Genomic DNA, 14,932 nt, shown 5'->3' with positions numbered 1-14,932 from the left:
GAAAGTCCGGCCATAGTGGGTGATAGCCCCGTATGCGAAAACAGACGTGTGGTACTAAGCTGGAGAAAAGTAGGGCGGGACACGAGAAATCCTGTCTGAATATGGGGGGACCATCCTCCAAGGCTAAATACTCGTAATCGACCGATAGTGAACCAGTACCGTGAGGGAAAGGCGAAAAGAACCCCGGGAGGGGAGTGAAATAGATCCTGAAACCGCATGCTTACAAAAAGTAGGAGCCCGCAAGGGTGACTGCGTACCTTTTGTATAATGGGTCAGCGACTTACATTCAGTGGCAAGGTTAACCGAATAGGGAAGCCGTAGAGAAATCGAGTCCGAATAGGGCGAATCAGTCGCTGGGTGTAGACCCGAAACCAAGTGATCTATCCATGGCCAGGATGAAGGTGCCGTAACAGGTACTGGAGGTCCGAACCGACTAGTGTTGCAAAACTAGCGGATGAGCTGTGGATAGGGGTGAAAGGCTAAACAAACTTGGAAATAGCTGGTTCTCTCCGAAAACTATTTAGGTAGTGCCTCAAGTATTACCGTCGGGGGTAGAGCACTGTTTAGGCTAGGGGGTCATGGCGACTTACCAAACCTATGCAAACTCCGAATACCGACGAGTACAGCTTGGGAGACAGAGCACCGGGTGCTAACGTCCGGACTCAAGAGGGAAACAACCCAGACCGCCAGCTAAGGTCCCTAAAATTGGCTAAGTGGGAAACGAAGTGGGAAGGCTAAAACAGTCAGGATGTTGGCTTAGAAGCAGCCATCATTTAAAGAAAGCGTAATAGCTCACTGATCGAGTCGTCCTGCGCGGAAGATGTAACGGGGCTAAGCCAGTTACCGAAGCTGCGGATGTGCAATTTATTGCACGTGGTAGGAGAGCGTTCTGTAGGCCTGTGAAGGTGTCTGGTAACGGATGCTGGAGGTATCAGAAGTGCGAATGCTGACATGAGTAGCGTTAAAGGGGGTGAAAAGCCCCCTCGCCGTAAGCGCAAGGTTTTCTACGCAACGTTCATCGGCGTAGAGTGAGTCGGCCCCTAAGGCGAGGCAGAGATGCGTAGCTGATGGGAAACAGGTCAATATTCCTGTACCGATCAATAGTGCGATGTGGGGACGGAGAAGGTTAGCTCAGCCAACTGTTGGATATGTTGGTTCAAGCCTGTAGTCGTGCCTGGTAGGCAAATCCGCCGGGCTTAGATGAGGGGTGATAACGAGTCTGCTTGCAGACGAAGTGAGTGATACCCTGCTTCCAGGAAAAGCCACTAAGCTTCAGCTATTGACGACCGTACCGCAAACCGACACTGGTGCGCGAGATGAGTATTCTAAGGCGCTTGAGAGAACTCAGGAGAAGGAACTCGGCAAATTGATACCGTAACTTCGGGAGAAGGTATGCCCCAAGTAGGTGAACTCGAACAGAGGGAGCCCAACGGGGTTGCAAAAAATCGGTGGCTGCGACTGTTTAATAAAAACACAGCACTCTGCAAACACGAAAGTGGACGTATAGGGTGTGACGCCTGCCCGGTGCTGGAAGATTAAATGATGGGGTGCAAGCTCTTGATTGAAGTCCCAGTAAACGGCGGCCGTAACTATAACGGTCCTAAGGTAGCGAAATTCCTTGTCGGGTAAGTTCCGACCTGCACGAATGGCGTAACGATGGCCACACTGTCTCCTCCTGAGACTCAGCGAAGTTGAAATGTTTGTGATGATGCAATCTCCCCGCGGAAAGACGGAAAGACCCCATGAACCTTTACTGTAGCTTTGTATTGGACTTTGAACAGATCTGTGTAGGATAGGTGGGAGGCTTTGAAGTGATGTCGCTAGATGTCATGGAGCCAACGTTGAAATACCACCCTGGTGTGTTTGAGGTTCTAACCTAGGTCCATTATCTGGATCGGGGACAGTGCATGGTAGGCAGTTTGACTGGGGCGGTCTCCTCCCAAAGCGTAACGGAGGAGTTCGAAGGTACGCTAGTTACGGTCGGACATCGTGACGATAGTGCAATGGCATAAGCGTGCTTAACTGCGAGACTGACAAGTCGAGCAGATGCGAAAGCAGGACATAGTGATCCGGTGGTTCTGTATGGAAGGGCCATCGCTCAACGGATAAAAGGTACTCTGGGGATAACAGGCTGATACCGCCCAAGAGTTCATATCGACGGCGGTGTTTGGCACCTCGATGTCGGCTCATCTCATCCTGGGGCTGTAGCCGGTCCCAAGGGTATGGCTGTTCGCCATTTAAAGAGGTACGTGAGCTGGGTTTAAAACGTCGTGAGACAGTTTGGTCCCTATCTTCCGTGGGCGCTGCAGATTTGAGGAAGCCTGCTCCTAGTACGAGAGGACCGGAGTGGACACACCTCTGGTGTATCGGTTGTCACGCCAGTGGCATTGCCGAGTAGCTAAGTGTGGAAGAGATAACCGCTGAAAGCATCTAAGCGGGAAACTCGTTTCAAGATGAGATCTGCCGGGGCCTTGAGCCCCCTAAAGAGTCGTTCAAGACCAGGACGTTGATAGGTCAGGTGTGGAAGCGCAGTAATGCGTTAAGCTAACTGATACTAATTGCTCGTGAGGCTTGACCCTATAACTTTGATAGCGCGTAATGTGCTTCAATGATTGTTATGCCAAGTTGACGCAGTCAAAACACATAAAATCTGATTCCACTCTATGAATTCGTTGTGTTGCTCCCAGAGCAGCGCGACACCCAGTTATGCCTGATGACCATAGCAAGTTGGTACCACTCCTTCCCATCCCGAACAGGACAGTGAAACGACTTTGCGCCGATGATAGTGCGGGTTCCCGTGTGAAAGTAGGTCATCGTCAGGCTCTTACAGCCCCAAATCCCCTCAGTCCCCAAAGGACTGGGGGGTTTTGCGTTTGGGGATGCGAAAAAGCGCGTTCAAATACCCCATTCGATGGGAAAAAAGGCCTGCTGCATGCCCCATGCCCCGCCACCGATTCGTGAGTGCTGCCGGCCGCGTGATCGCCGCAGCGTGAGCGGTGGCATGGAATCTCGCTGGGCCGGGCCCGCGGTCTGCTGCCAATAGATGCTGAGTCCAAAGAAGCCGCTCCGCCAGCGGCGTGGACAGCAATGGCCATCTTCCCGTGTGTCGGGACTCCGAAAGCGCTCAGCAGCCCTGGCGCTGCCCATCCACGAACACCAGCAGCTCTTCCTTGCCGAATGCCGTCCACTCCTCATTGGTGGTGAGTGGTGCGGTGACGATCACGGCCACGCGGTCGGTGGCGGTGGTCTGGGTGGCAAAGTCGATGCGCACGTCTTCGTCCGACAGTTGCGCCTCGCTGAACGGATGCTTGCGCTCGATGTAGTACAGGCCCGTGGAGGCATGGGCCCACAGCGCCTGCCCATTGGAGAGCAGGAAGTTGAAAGTGCCGTGCGGTGCGATGCGCGCGGCAAGCTCCTTCAAGGTGATGGTCAGCTCGGCAATGCTGGGCACGCTGGCATGGGACTTGGCCAACTCCTGCATGATCCAGCAGAACGCATGCTCGCTGTCCGTATCCCCCACAGGGTGGAAATGCGCGTGCAGTCGGGGGCGAAAGTCCTTCAGGTCACCGTTGTGTGCAAACACCCAGTACCGGCCCCAGAGCTCGCGCACGAACGGGTGGCAGTTCTGCAGGCTCACCAGGCCCTGGGTGGCCTTGCGGATGTGCGCAATCACGTTGCGGCTCTTGATGGGGTAGCGGCGGATCAGCTCCGCCACGGGGGAGTCCACGGCAGGCAGGTGGTCCACGAAGTGGCGCAGCCCGCGGTCCTCGAAAAACGCGATGCCCCAGCCGTCGGCATGGTCGGCCGTGTTGCCGCCGCGCTGTGCGAACCCGGTGAAGCTGAAGGTCACGTCGGTCGGCGTGTTGCAGTTCATACCGAGCAATTGGCACATGGTCGAGAGAAGTCCGGATCAGTCGGCCATCAGGCCTGGGGTGGGGGAGAGGTGTCGGCCGGCGCCGCAGGTGCTTCACGCAGCTGCCAGGCGGCCACCAGGGCCAGCAGGCACAGTGCGGTCAGCATCAGAAAGGTTTCGCCAAAGGCGTCGATGCGGGCTGCGTTGCTCGCGCCCGAAGTCAGCGATGCACCATGCGCGCCCAGGCGCCATTCGAGCACGATACCGCACAGGCTAACACCCGCAGCACCGCCGAGCATGCGCAGAAAGCCGATGGCGCTTGATCCCTGCGAGATCAGCGACTTGTCCAGCGGCCGCATGGCACCGAGGTTCAGGGAGGGCAGGATGAACCCGAGGCCGATGCGGCCCAGGATCGCAAAGGCCACCAGCATCCACAGCGCCGAGCCCAGGCCCACCAGCACCATGAGCCCGAACGAGAGGGCCAGCAGGGCCAGGCCAATGCTCACCAGCAGGTGCGTGGGCTGTCGGTCGGCCAGCCGACCCACCATGGCGATGGTGATGGCCAGCACGAAGCCAGCGGGCAGCATGATGGTGCCCACATGCGAGGCCGAGAGCGAAAGCCCCAGCTGCATGAACACCGGCAGCAGGTAGGTGGAGCCGAACAGCGCCGTGCCATAGATGAAGGCCACGATGCTGCCCATGGCGAACTGCCGGTATTGGAAGAGCCGCAGGTCCATCAGCGGCTTGCGGCCCTGCGCCAGTTGCCGGCGCTGCCAGCCGATGAACAGCCCGGTGGCCACGACCGCACCCGCCAGCAGCAGCACGGCCTCGGATACGGTGCCCCCGTGCAAGGCCACCAGTCCATTGAGCAGGCACAGCGTGCCGGCCGTGCCCAGCGCCAGACCGCGCCAGTCGAGCGCCTCGCCATTGCGATTGGCCGCCACGCCGCCCGGCGCGGTCACCGGCACGAACTTGTAGGCCAGCCAGAGGGATGCCAGGCACAGCGGCACCACCATGAAGAAGATCGAGCGCCAGCCGAACCAGTCGACCAGCAGCCCCCCGATGCTCGGGCCGATCGCCGGCGCCAGCACCACGCCCATGCCGAAGATGCCGCTGGCGCGGCCTTGCTCATGGGGTTGGAACGCATACAGGATGATGACGGCGGGAATGGGCTGCACCACCCCGGCCGCAAGGCCCTCGGCCACGCGCGCCACAAGCACCAGGCCGAAATCGCGCGCCAGCCCACCGCCGATGCCGCCCGCCAGCAGCAACAGCATGGCCCCCACATAGGTGGCGCGGTAGCCATAGCGCGACAGCAGCCAGGGCGTGGTGAGCATGGATACCGTGGTGGCCACCATGAAGCCCGAGGTCACCCACTGGGCGCGCTCCTGGCCCAGGGTGAAGTAATGGCTCATGTCCGGGATGGCCACGTTCACGATGGTCGAGGACATGATCGACGCCATCGTGCCGACCATGACTGACAGCAGCAGCAGCCAGCGGTAACGCTCGCCATGCCGCTCGCGCAGGGCGGAGAGGGAGCCGGAAGACGGCTGTGCGCTCATGGGGCCTGGCGGGTGCCTTAGCGGGCCATCACGTCCGTTCGGACCACAGCTTGCCGCCGGTGGCCCAGTTTTCGCGCTGGATGTCGGTGATCAGGATGTCCACCGACTCGGGCGAGCCACCCAGCACCTCGACGGACACGCGGGTGATCTCCTCCACCAGCTTGCGCTTTTGTTCGATCGTGCGACCTTCCATCATTTCGACGTGGTACGTGGGCATGGTGTGCTTTCTTCAGGAAAAGAGTTTGTGGGAAGTCCAAATCATATCGGCTGGGGGCCTGGTGGCTGGGCCGTTCCCGTGCTCCCGTCCGGCCCGCGCGCGCAGCCAGGGCAGATGCAGCGAAGGCCCCGCTGCTCGGCGGGCAGGCGCGCCAGCGCCGCGGGCGACACCGGGGTGTGCATGCACCAGCAGTCCTGCGCGGGCAGGCCGGCGGCAACGGCGCATTGGTTGGGCTGGCCGCACAAGGGGCAGCGCGACGGACTGGAAGGCGCGGGGGCGTGGGACATGGCCTGTCCAGTGTAGGCGCTGCCCGTGCCTGGAGGGGCGCCGGCGGACGTTCCACGACGCCGATGGGCAGAGCGCACCATGGTGCGTGCTTCTTGGCATGGGGCAGGTGTGCGGTTCAACCTGCACCGCCCTGGTGTGCAGCTGGCTAGAATGGAACGCACTTGCAAGGGTAAAAAATACAATGTCCACCATTGCTGCCAAAGTTCAGTCCCAGATCTCCGAACTGATCATCAGCGGTCAGTTCAAGCCCGGCACCCGCCTCGACGAGCGGGTGCTGGCCGAGCACTTCAACGTGTCGCGCACCCCCGTGCGCGAGGCATTGCGCCAACTCGCAGCACGCGGGCTGACCCAGTTGCTGCCCATGCGCGGTGTGGTTGTCATGGAAATCAGCGTCAAGGAGCTGGCGGAGATCCTGCACGCGGACTGCGAGCTGGAGGCCCTGTGCGCGCGGCTGGCCGCCGAGTCCATGACCACCATGGAGAAAACCGAACTGCGCTACATCCACGAGCGCTCCAACGAATACGTGGCCAAGGGCGACCTCGACAAATACCTCGAGGCCAACCGCGAACTGCATCGCCTCATCCTCGAAGGCGCGCACAACGCGGTGATCAGCCAGATGGTGGGCGAGATCCGCGATCGCCTGAGCCCCTACCGCCAGTACCACCCGGCCGAGACGGACCGCCTTGTGACATCGCACGATGCCCACAAGGAGATCGTCGATGCCATCGCCGAGGGCCACGGCGAGAAGGCCTACCTCGCCATGCGCGCACACAACGCGCACCTGGGCAATGCGGCGCTGCGGGCCCTGCGCCAGGCGAAGGAAGCCGAAAACACCGTGGAGCAGGCGCCTTCCCCGACGCCGCCAGCAGGCAAGCGTGCCCGTTCGACGGCTGCGCCCTCGGCGAAGATGGGCGTGCCCCCCGCTGCACGCAAGGCCAAGATGCCCACTTCAAAGAATACCAAAAAATAATTTGGTATACCAGGTGATGAAAATCGCCTAGAATCGCGGCAGCTTCTTCAGAAGGTGCCGCGCTGGTTTGCGCGCTGTCGGTCCTGCTTTGCAGGGGCGGCCCGGCCATCGGCCGCAGGCGCGTCTTCCACCGTCTCTGCCGGCGCATGCGCCGTCGGGTCGTTGATGGGTACCGGCGACCGGACGGGGGACGCTCGCACTCTTCAACTTCGACAAGGACTGGTGATGCTCGACAAGGCAGGCATGCACGCGCTTTTCCAGGGCGCGCGTTCGCACAACGGATTCCTGGACTCCCCGGTGCCCGAGGCACTGCTGCGCGATCTGTACGACCTGGTGAAGTGGGGGCCGACCAGCGCCAACTGTGCGCCCCAGCGCATCCTCTTTCTGGTCACCCCCGAAGCCAAGGCACGCCTGCTGCCTGCCCTCAGCCCGGGCAATGTGGCCAAGACGGCGTCTGCACCCGTGACCTGCATCCTGGGCTATGACCGGCGCTTCCACGAACACGCCGAGACCCTGTTTCCGCACAACCCCGGGCTGTACGACAGCTTTGCCCGCGACGAGCGCCATGCCGAGACCACGGCCTTTCGCAATGCCACGCTGCAGGCCGGCTACTTCCTGCTGGCGGCCCGGGCCCTCGGGCTCGATTGCGGCCCCATGTCCGGGTTCGACGAAGACCTGGTCAACACCCGCTTTTTCCCGGACGGCCGATGCCGTGTGAACTTCCTGTGCAACCTCGGGCAGGGCGATCCCGCCAGGCTTTTCGGCCGGTTGCCGCGGCTGCCGTTTGACCAGGCCTGCTCGGTGCTGTAGGCCGCGGGTGCGGCCCCACGTGCCGCCTGGCATGCAGGGTGGGGAAGCCTCTCATTGAAGTTTTGTATTTTATTGTGTATTCTTGGTATACCAAATAAAAACGAAAGGATGACAATGTACCGAGTGCTCGCAGGAATCGCCTTGGCGTTGTGCGCCACCACCGGCCTCGCGCAGGCCTGGCCGGCCAAGCCCATCACCATCGTCGTGCCGTTCGGCGCGGGGGGAACACGGACACGATCGCGCGCCTCACGGCCAGCCATCTCACCAAGGCGCTGGGCACTGCCGTGGTGGTGGACAACCGCCCCGGCGCCTCGGGCCTCATCGCCGCCAAGCAGGTGCTTGGGGCCCCGGCGGACGGCTACACCCTGTTCATGGCCACGGCCACGCAGATGGTCACGGCGCCTTTCGTGAACCCGAACTTCAACTACGACCCGGCCAAGGATTTTGCGCCGGTGGTCAACATCGGGGCCAACGCATTCGTCATCGCCACCAAGGCCGCGCTGCCGGTGAAGAACCTGGGGGAACTGGTGGCCCTGGCCAGGCAGCAGCCCGGCAAGCTCAGCTACGGCAGCGGAGGGACGGCTGCGCTCACCCACCTGTCGGCCTACATCCTCACCAAGCGGGCAGAGATCGACATGGTGCACGTCCCCTACCGGGGCGCCGCACCGGCCATGACGGACCTGCTGGGCGGCGTGATCGACATGTACTCGGCCAGCCCCTCCGAAGTGATTTCCCAGGCGAGCGGGGGAAAGATCCGGCTCCTGGCCATCTCCAGCGCCACGCGCTCGAAGGAGCTGCCGAATGTGCCGACCATCGCCGAGACCTTTCCCGGCCACGAAGTCACCACCTGGAATGGCCTCGTGGCGCGCGCAGGCACACCGCCCGAGGTGCTGGACCGCATCGCCGCGGAGGTGCTCCGCATGAAGGACGACCCGGTGGCGCTGCAAAAGCTCGAAGAGGCCGGTGTGGTGCCGCTGTTCACGGCGCGCGCCGCATTCGGTGCGCAGATCCAGCGTGAGCTGGTGATGTGGGGCAAGGTGCTCAAGAACTCCGGGATCCGCGCCGAATGAGGCCGCGGCCCGCAACTGCATGAATTCAAGGAAGGAAACTGCAATGAACTGGTTTGGAATTGCCACCTACATGGCTGGCACGGGCAGCACGGTGCCGCGCATGGGCCTGGTGGTCGACAATGCTGTCTACGATGCGCTGGCTGCCGTTCAGGCGGTCACGCCCGCCGCGCAACCGGTGCCTGCCGACCTGGGGGCCTTGCTGGCGGGCTGGGATGCGTCTGCAGCCACACTCCAATCGCTGGAGTCGGCTGCACTGGCCATCCGCGAGGGGCGCATCCAGCCACCGCGGCAAGCGGGGGCGCTGGCCGTTCCCTATGCGCCCGCCCGCATCTTTGCGACGGCCTCCAATTACTACGAGCATGCCGCGGAGATGGGCACCCAACTGGCGGCGCGCAGCGAGAGCTCGCCCTACATCTTCATGAAGGCCGAGACCAGCGTGACGCCCACGAAGACGGCTGTCGTCATGCCCGCCAGCACGATGAAGCTGGACTGGGAGGTGGAACTGGCGGTGGTCATCGGCCGCGGTGGCCGCCATATCTCGGAGAAGGATGCCTACGAGCACATCGCCGGCTATACGGTGATCAACGACGTCAGTGCCCGCGACCTCACGCGCCGCACGGACTACCCCTTCTCGCACGACTGGTTCCGCGGCAAGAGCTTCGACACCTTCGCGCCGATGGGACCGTGGTTCGTTCCCCGCGATTGCGTGGGGGACCCGATGGACCTGCGCATGCAGCTCACGGTCAACGGCGAGAGCATGCAGGACGCGAGCACGAAGGGCATGATCTTCAACATTGCCGAACAGATTGCCTACCTGTCGAGCATCCTCACGCTCAAGCCGGGCGACCTGATCGCCACGGGAACACCCACGGGCGTGGGCATGGGGCGCGGCCTGTTCCTCAAGCCGGGCGACGTAATGGTGGCCTCGATCGCGCAGATCGGTGCCATCGAAAACCACGTCACCGCGGCTTCCTGAAACAGCGCGCGCCATCCCCGCTCATGCCGGGATGCGCCGCGCCGCAAGCAAGATTCAAACGCAACGGAGTTCGCCATGGAAAAACTCAAACCCCGCCGCCTCGGGCACATCGTGCTCATGGTGCGCGACATCCACAAGTCGGCCAGGTTCTATACCGAGGTGCTGGGCCTCGAGGTATCGGACTGGATCGGCGAGAACATGGTCTTTCTGCGCGCGGGCACGGACCACCATGACCTCGCGCTCGCGCAACTGCCCGCCGACTCGCCGGACCTGGACGACCTGCCGCGCTACTCGCGACCGGGCCTGGAGCATTTCTCCTACCTCATCGACAGCCTGGAGGAAATGGAGCGCTCGGTCCGGGTGCTGCAGGCGCATGGCGTGGAGATCGTGCGCGGCATCGGCCGCCACGGACCCGGCAACAACCTCTTCCTGGTGTTCAAGGACCCCGATGGCAACAACGTCGAGGTCTACTGCGACATGACCCAGATCCCGCAGGATGCCGGTCACCAGGCCGAGGTCTGGGAGCGCAACCTGGAGAGTTTCGACCAGTACCGGCTCGAACGCTTCGTCGTGCCGCCGCCACCGCATCTGCTGGCGTCCAAGACCGGGGGGAACAAGGGTTCCTGAGCGGACTGGGATCGCCACAGGGGAAAGAGGCGGTGCTCCAACGGGGCACCGCCTCTCGTCTTGCAAGCCGCGTCAGCGAAGGGGGACGGCCGTGGCGGGCTTGCGTCCCGCAAAGCAGTCCGCCAGGCTGGCGAGCAGCGCCGCCGTCTGTGCCGCCTGGGATGCCGGCGAGCGCCCCGCCAGGTGCGGGGTGAGCAGCACATTGTCGAGCGCGCGCAGCGCAGCAGGAACCTCGGGCTCGTACTCGAACACATCCAGGCCTGCGCCGGCAATGCCGCCGGTGCGCAGGGCCTGCACCAGGGCTTCGGTATCGACCACCGAGCCCCGCGCCACGTTCACGAAGAAACCCTCAGGGCCCAGGGCTGCCAGCACCGGGCCATCCACGATGTGGTGGGTGGATGCACCGCCCGGGCAGGCGGCCACCAGGTAGTCGCTCGCGCCTGCGAGCGCGAGCAGACTGGGCTCGTGGCGGTAAGGCAAGCCGTCGCGCGGGCTGCGCGTGCAGTAGCGAACCTGCATGCCGAAGCCGAGCGCGCGCAGGGCGATGGCCTGCCCGATGCGCCCCATGCCGATGATGCCGAGCGTGGCGCCGTGGAGCGTCGGGCGCGCCGCCCGCAGGCCGCACCAGCCGCCCGCGCTCACGGCCGCGGTGAGCGCGCCGTAGCCACGGCTGAGGGCGAGCAGAAAACCCAGCGCATGGTCGGCCACCGTCTCGTCGTTGGCGCCAGGGGCATGGGCCACAACGACGCCGCGCCGCGTGGCCGCGCCGAGGTCCACCGCCTCATAGCCCGCGCCGAAGGCGCAGACGATGCGCAGCGCGGGCAGCCGCTCCAGCTGCGCGGCGGACAGGCCCGTGGTGCCGTTGGTGACCACCGCCGCGATCTCTTCCCAGGGCACGGAGTGGGCGTCCATGCCGTCGTGCAAGGTGTAGGTGCTGGCCAGGGCTGCCCGCGTTGCCGCGGGCAGCGGGATAAGCGCCAGTACGTGGAAGGGCTGCACTGTGCGCTCCGCTCAGTCCGCGGCGGCGGCGGGCGTCACCTCTTTGACCGCCCCCTTCCAGCCGGATTCGGTGATGTCGAACACGATGCCGTCGGGCGTGCGGTACTTCACCTCGTAGAACACATTGGGGTCGGTTTCCTTGCGGCCCGTGAGGTAGCTGCCGCCTGCGGCGACCACGCGCCTTTCGGCCTCTTCGAGGTTGTCCACCCACATGCCGAAGTGGATCACGCCCCGCACGTCCTTGAGTTTCTCGTAGCCGGGAACCGCTTCGTCCTTGAAGTTCAGCAAGGCCACGTTCATCACGCCATCGGTCATGTACCAGCCGCGCATGGCGCGACCGGCGCGGGTCATACCGAAAGCCTGCTCGAAGAACTGGGCCGCGGCCTCGGGGTCGCTGACCGACAGGGCGATGTGCCTGAGTCTTTCCATGGTGAATTCCTCCTGTTGTGTATATCTACCAAGAAATTATAGTGACAACAAGTTTGTTTGGTATACCAAAACATCAATGTGTATAATTTTCTGCATGAACAACGCATCGCAGCCTTTGGGCTCGCTCAGCGCGCAGGACCAGGCCTTGCTGGATGGCATCGGTCCACGCTGGGCCCAGGACATCAACCGGCACCGTGACCTGGTGGTGCGTGCCTATACGCCCCTGGTCCTGCAGGCCGACAACCGCGGCATCGAGGTGGCCCGTGACCTGCCCTACGGCGCAGCGCCGCGCCAGGTGCTCGACGTGTACAGCCGCAGCGACTGGGCCGGGGGCGCACGCAACGTGCTGGTCTTCTTCCATGGCGGGGCTTTCATCCGTGGCAGCAAGAGTGCCAACGGCGCCATCTACGACAACGTGGCCTACTGGTTCGCGCGCCAGGGCTGCGTGGCGGTGAACGTGGAATACCGGCTTGCCCCGCAAACCGCGTACCCGGGCGGCGCCGTCGACGTGGTGGCCGCTGCCCGCTGGGTGCGGGCGCACATCGGGCGGTTTGGCGGCGATCCGGCTCGCGTCTTCCTCATGGGCCATTCGGCCGGGGGAGCACATGTGGCCAGCGCACTGTTCGACCCGGCGCTGGCGGACCGCCTCACCCCGGCCGAGATCGCGGGGGCCATGCTCGTCAGCGCACGGCTGCGCGCCGATGTGCTGCCGGACAACCCCAATGCCGATGGGGTGCGCGCCTACTTCGGCGAGGACGCCACGCTGTACGAGCAGCGCTCGCCCGCCAGCCACGCGGGCCAGAGCAATGTGGCCCTGTTCATCGCCGTGGCGCAGTACGAGAACACCCACCTCGACCGCTATGGCCAGGAGTTCCACGCCCGCGCCCTGGCCAGCGGGCGCACGGCGCCCACGCGCTTCGCCTTCATGCCGCGGCACAACCACACCTCCATCGTCGCCCACTTCAACAGCGGCGAAGAAACCCTGGGCCCGCAGCTGCTCGATTTCATGCGCGCAGCGCGCTGACCCCCCCCGACCACTCCTCCACTCCCTTGCGCACCGACACCATGCAAAGCACCCGCCCCCTCAAGGTCCTCGCTCCGGCACTCACCCCCTTCCATGCCGACCTGTCCGTCAACCGACCGGCGTTCATCGCGTTCTGCCGCTGGCTGGTGGCGCAGGGCGCCGGGCTGGCCGTGTTCGGCACCAACAGCGAGGCGAATTCGCTGGGCCTTTCCGAAAAGATCGAGCTGCTCGAAGCGCTGGTGGATGCCGGCCTTCCGGCCGGTGCCATGGTGCCCGGCACCGGTTTGTGTTCGGTGCCCGAGACCGTGGCCCTGACCCGGCGAGCTGTCGAGTTCGGTTGTGCCGGTGCGCTGGTGCTGCCGCCCTTCTATTTCAAGCCCGCAACCGATGACGGCTTGTTTGCCCACTATGCGCAGGTGATCGAAGCCGTGGGGTCGGAGCGCCTGAGGCTCTACCTGTACCACATCCCCCAGTTCACGGGCGTGCCCATCTCCTGCGCGCTGATCGAGCGGCTTCTCCAGGCCTACCCCGGTACCGTGGCCGGCATCAAGGACAGTTCGGGTGACTGGGCCAACACCGAGCGCGTGCTGCGCGAATTCCCGGGGTTCGAGGTCTTTCCCGCGTCGGAGGCGCTGCTGGAAAAGGCCTTGCCGCTGGGGGCTGCGGGCTGCATCTCGGCCACCGCCAACGTGCAGCCGGGTGCCATCGCGCGGGCGCTGCAGGCCTGGGGGACCCCCCGTTTCGGGGCCCTGCAGGCGCAACTCAAGGTGGTGCGCAGCCTGTTCCAGGCCCACCCCATGATCCCCGCGCTCAAGGAGGTGGTGGCCCGGGAGTTCGAGGACGGCACCTGGCGCCATGTGCGCCCGCCGTTCGCGCCGGCCGAGGCGGCCTGGGCCGAAGGCCTGTGCACGCAGCTCGCCCAGGCCGGCTTTCGCATGGAGCGCCCATGACGGCCGCCACCCTGCCACGCCCCCTGGGTGCCTATGCGCGCTGGCGGCGGGCCGGTGACCTGGTGTTCGTGGCCGGCGTCAGCGCCCGCCTGCCAGGGGGCGAGATCGACGGTGTCCTGCGCGAGGGCGACGCGGTGCGCCACGACGTGGCCGCACAGACCCGCCGCGTGCTGGAGACCATCGACGCGCTCGTGCAGGAAGCGGGCGGGACAGGCCTGGCCGACTGCGTGGACATGCAGGCCTTCCTGGTGCGCGCCGAGGACTTCGCCACCTTCAACGCTGCCTATGGCGCCTTCTTTCCCGGCGACGCCCCCACGCGCACCACCGTGGTCGTGCGCGCCCTGCCGCACCCCGACATGGTGGTCGAGATCAAGGCCGTGGCCTGCATCCCCAGGGCGTGCAGCGAGTAACCACGGCCGCCCCCGTGCTGCGCGCCACTCACGGTGCGTGAGACTGGCGCGGCCAAAGCCAGTGCTCCCGCGCAAGGGCCGCCCCGCCGCGCTGGGAGCGTCCCCCTCCCGAGCCGCGTAGCGGTTCGAGAGAGGGGTGAAGGCGCGAAGCGACTCAGGGGGTGTTTCGCTTTACGCGGGGACCGGCATCCCCTGCAAGGCCTTCACTTCCTGCAGGGAAAAGCTCGTGCGCACATGCTTGACGCCGGGCAGGCGCCGCAGCCTGTGCTGCATCAGTGCCGAGTAGGCATCCAGGTCCTGGGCGACGACCACCAGCACGAAGTCCTCGGGGCCCGAGACACCGTGGCACATCACCACCTCGGGGATGTCGCGCACGGTGGCTTCGAACGCCAGCGACAACGCCTCGTCCTGGCTGTCGATGGTGATAGTGGCAAAGGCCATCACACCCCAGCCCAGGGCGCGCCGGTCCAGCCTGGCGCTGTAGCCGCTGATCAGCCCCATGTCTTCCAGCCGCTTCACGCGCCGCCAGCACGGCGACTGGGAGAGGTGGGCGCGTTCGGCCAGCTCGGAAGAGGTGAGCCGCGCGTCGCCCTGCAGGGCATTGAGCAGCAGTCGGTCGGTGGCGTCGAGGGCAATGGGCATGGTGTTTCCTGAAAGTGCTGATGGCGGGAATATCTAGACCTGTCCCCCCTGAAACGGGGGCGAGATTGCAAAGAAATTTCGGCAGTCACGGCATAGACTACGTTT

Annotated in this window: 15 protein-coding genes and 2 rRNA genes (1 of these 17 running past the window's edge); 10 read left to right on the top strand and 7 right to left on the bottom strand. The window is 64.1% G+C overall.

The annotated features are described in order from the left end of the window. Window positions 1-2,579, top strand: a 23S ribosomal RNA gene (locus AC0IZS_RS06645); it begins 300 nt to the left of the window's first position. Between the two features lie 130 nt (window positions 2,580-2,709). After that, a 5S ribosomal RNA gene (gene rrf, locus AC0IZS_RS06640) occupies window positions 2,710-2,822 on the top strand. A 302-nt stretch (window positions 2,823-3,124) separates the two neighbouring features. On the opposite strand, the gene AC0IZS_RS06635 is transcribed toward rrf, so the two are convergent. Genes AC0IZS_RS06635 through AC0IZS_RS06620 form a run of 4 tightly spaced genes read right to left on the bottom strand, consistent with a single transcriptional unit; the run spans window position 3,125 to window position 5,919 of the window. After that, window positions 3,125-3,892, bottom strand: coding sequence for a class II glutamine amidotransferase (locus tag AC0IZS_RS06635; protein WP_471634901.1), 768 nt, complete (start codon window positions 3,890-3,892; stop codon window positions 3,125-3,127). A gap of 29 nt (window positions 3,893-3,921) precedes the next feature. Then, window positions 3,922-5,415, bottom strand: coding sequence for an MFS transporter (locus AC0IZS_RS06630; protein WP_471634900.1), 1,494 nt, complete (start codon window positions 5,413-5,415; stop codon window positions 3,922-3,924). 28 nt (window positions 5,416-5,443) lie between these two features. After that, window positions 5,444-5,632: a 4-oxalocrotonate tautomerase gene (locus tag AC0IZS_RS06625; protein WP_471634899.1), complete on the bottom strand. Its 189-nt coding sequence runs from the start codon at window positions 5,630-5,632 to the stop codon at window positions 5,444-5,446. Window positions 5,633-5,673: 41 nt separating this feature from the next. Next, window positions 5,674-5,919 (bottom strand): cysteine-rich CWC family protein, encoded by a 246-nt coding sequence (locus tag AC0IZS_RS06620; RefSeq protein ID WP_471634898.1) that lies wholly within the window; start codon window positions 5,917-5,919, stop codon window positions 5,674-5,676. Between the two features lie 182 nt (window positions 5,920-6,101). Between AC0IZS_RS06620 and AC0IZS_RS06615 the strand changes: the two genes are divergently transcribed. The 5 genes from AC0IZS_RS06615 (at window position 6,102) to AC0IZS_RS06595 (ending at window position 10,373) form a co-directional block, all read left to right on the top strand. Beyond that, window positions 6,102-6,890, top strand: a complete 789-nt coding sequence (locus tag AC0IZS_RS06615) for a GntR family transcriptional regulator (protein ID WP_471634897.1) — start codon at window positions 6,102-6,104, stop codon at window positions 6,888-6,890. Between the two features lie 225 nt (window positions 6,891-7,115). Further along, on the top strand, window positions 7,116-7,700 hold the full coding sequence (locus tag AC0IZS_RS06610) for a malonic semialdehyde reductase (RefSeq protein ID WP_471634896.1): 585 nt from the start codon (window positions 7,116-7,118) through the stop codon (window positions 7,698-7,700). A 290-nt stretch (window positions 7,701-7,990) separates the two neighbouring features. Beyond that, complete coding sequence (locus AC0IZS_RS06605) at window positions 7,991-8,770, top strand: Bug family tripartite tricarboxylate transporter substrate binding protein (RefSeq protein ID WP_471634895.1); 780 nt, start codon at window positions 7,991-7,993, stop codon at window positions 8,768-8,770. Between the two features lie 43 nt (window positions 8,771-8,813). Continuing rightward, a complete protein-coding gene (locus AC0IZS_RS06600; protein WP_471634894.1) occupies window positions 8,814-9,746 on the top strand; it encodes a fumarylacetoacetate hydrolase family protein in 933 nt (310 codons plus the stop codon). 75 nt (window positions 9,747-9,821) lie between these two features. Next, window positions 9,822-10,373 (top strand): VOC family protein, encoded by a 552-nt coding sequence (locus AC0IZS_RS06595; protein WP_471634893.1) that lies wholly within the window; start codon window positions 9,822-9,824, stop codon window positions 10,371-10,373. Between the two features lie 72 nt (window positions 10,374-10,445). On the opposite strand, the gene AC0IZS_RS06590 is transcribed toward AC0IZS_RS06595, so the two are convergent. Both AC0IZS_RS06590 and AC0IZS_RS06585 read right to left on the bottom strand, forming a co-directional pair. Further along, entirely contained in the window at window positions 10,446-11,372 is a 927-nt protein-coding gene (locus AC0IZS_RS06590; RefSeq protein ID WP_471634892.1) for a 2-hydroxyacid dehydrogenase, read from the bottom strand. Between the two features lie 12 nt (window positions 11,373-11,384). Beyond that, window positions 11,385-11,801, bottom strand: coding sequence for a VOC family protein (locus tag AC0IZS_RS06585; protein ID WP_471634891.1), 417 nt, complete (start codon window positions 11,799-11,801; stop codon window positions 11,385-11,387). A gap of 94 nt (window positions 11,802-11,895) precedes the next feature. Between AC0IZS_RS06585 and AC0IZS_RS06580 the strand changes: the two genes are divergently transcribed. Genes AC0IZS_RS06580 through AC0IZS_RS06570 form a run of 3 tightly spaced genes read left to right on the top strand, consistent with a single transcriptional unit; the run spans window position 11,896 to window position 14,185 of the window. Then, on the top strand, window positions 11,896-12,825 hold the full coding sequence (locus AC0IZS_RS06580) for an alpha/beta hydrolase (protein WP_471634890.1): 930 nt from the start codon (window positions 11,896-11,898) through the stop codon (window positions 12,823-12,825). A gap of 41 nt (window positions 12,826-12,866) precedes the next feature. Beyond that, a complete protein-coding gene (locus AC0IZS_RS06575) occupies window positions 12,867-13,775 on the top strand; it encodes a dihydrodipicolinate synthase family protein (RefSeq protein ID WP_471634889.1) in 909 nt (302 codons plus the stop codon). Next, entirely contained in the window at window positions 13,772-14,185 is a 414-nt protein-coding gene (locus AC0IZS_RS06570; RefSeq protein WP_471634888.1) for a RidA family protein, read from the top strand. Before AC0IZS_RS06575 ends, AC0IZS_RS06570 begins: the two co-directional genes overlap by 4 nt. Window positions 14,186-14,356: 171 nt before the next feature. On the opposite strand, the gene AC0IZS_RS06565 is transcribed toward AC0IZS_RS06570, so the two are convergent. Continuing rightward, the gene (locus AC0IZS_RS06565; protein ID WP_007860817.1) at window positions 14,357-14,827 is read right to left on the bottom strand and encodes an Lrp/AsnC family transcriptional regulator; all 471 of its coding nucleotides are present in this window, start codon (window positions 14,825-14,827) and stop codon (window positions 14,357-14,359) included. Window positions 14,828-14,932 lie beyond the last annotated feature (105 nt).

It is taken from the genome of Acidovorax sp. AC410 (assembly GCF_979253235.1).
This window is presented reverse-complemented; position numbering and strand designations above follow the sequence as displayed.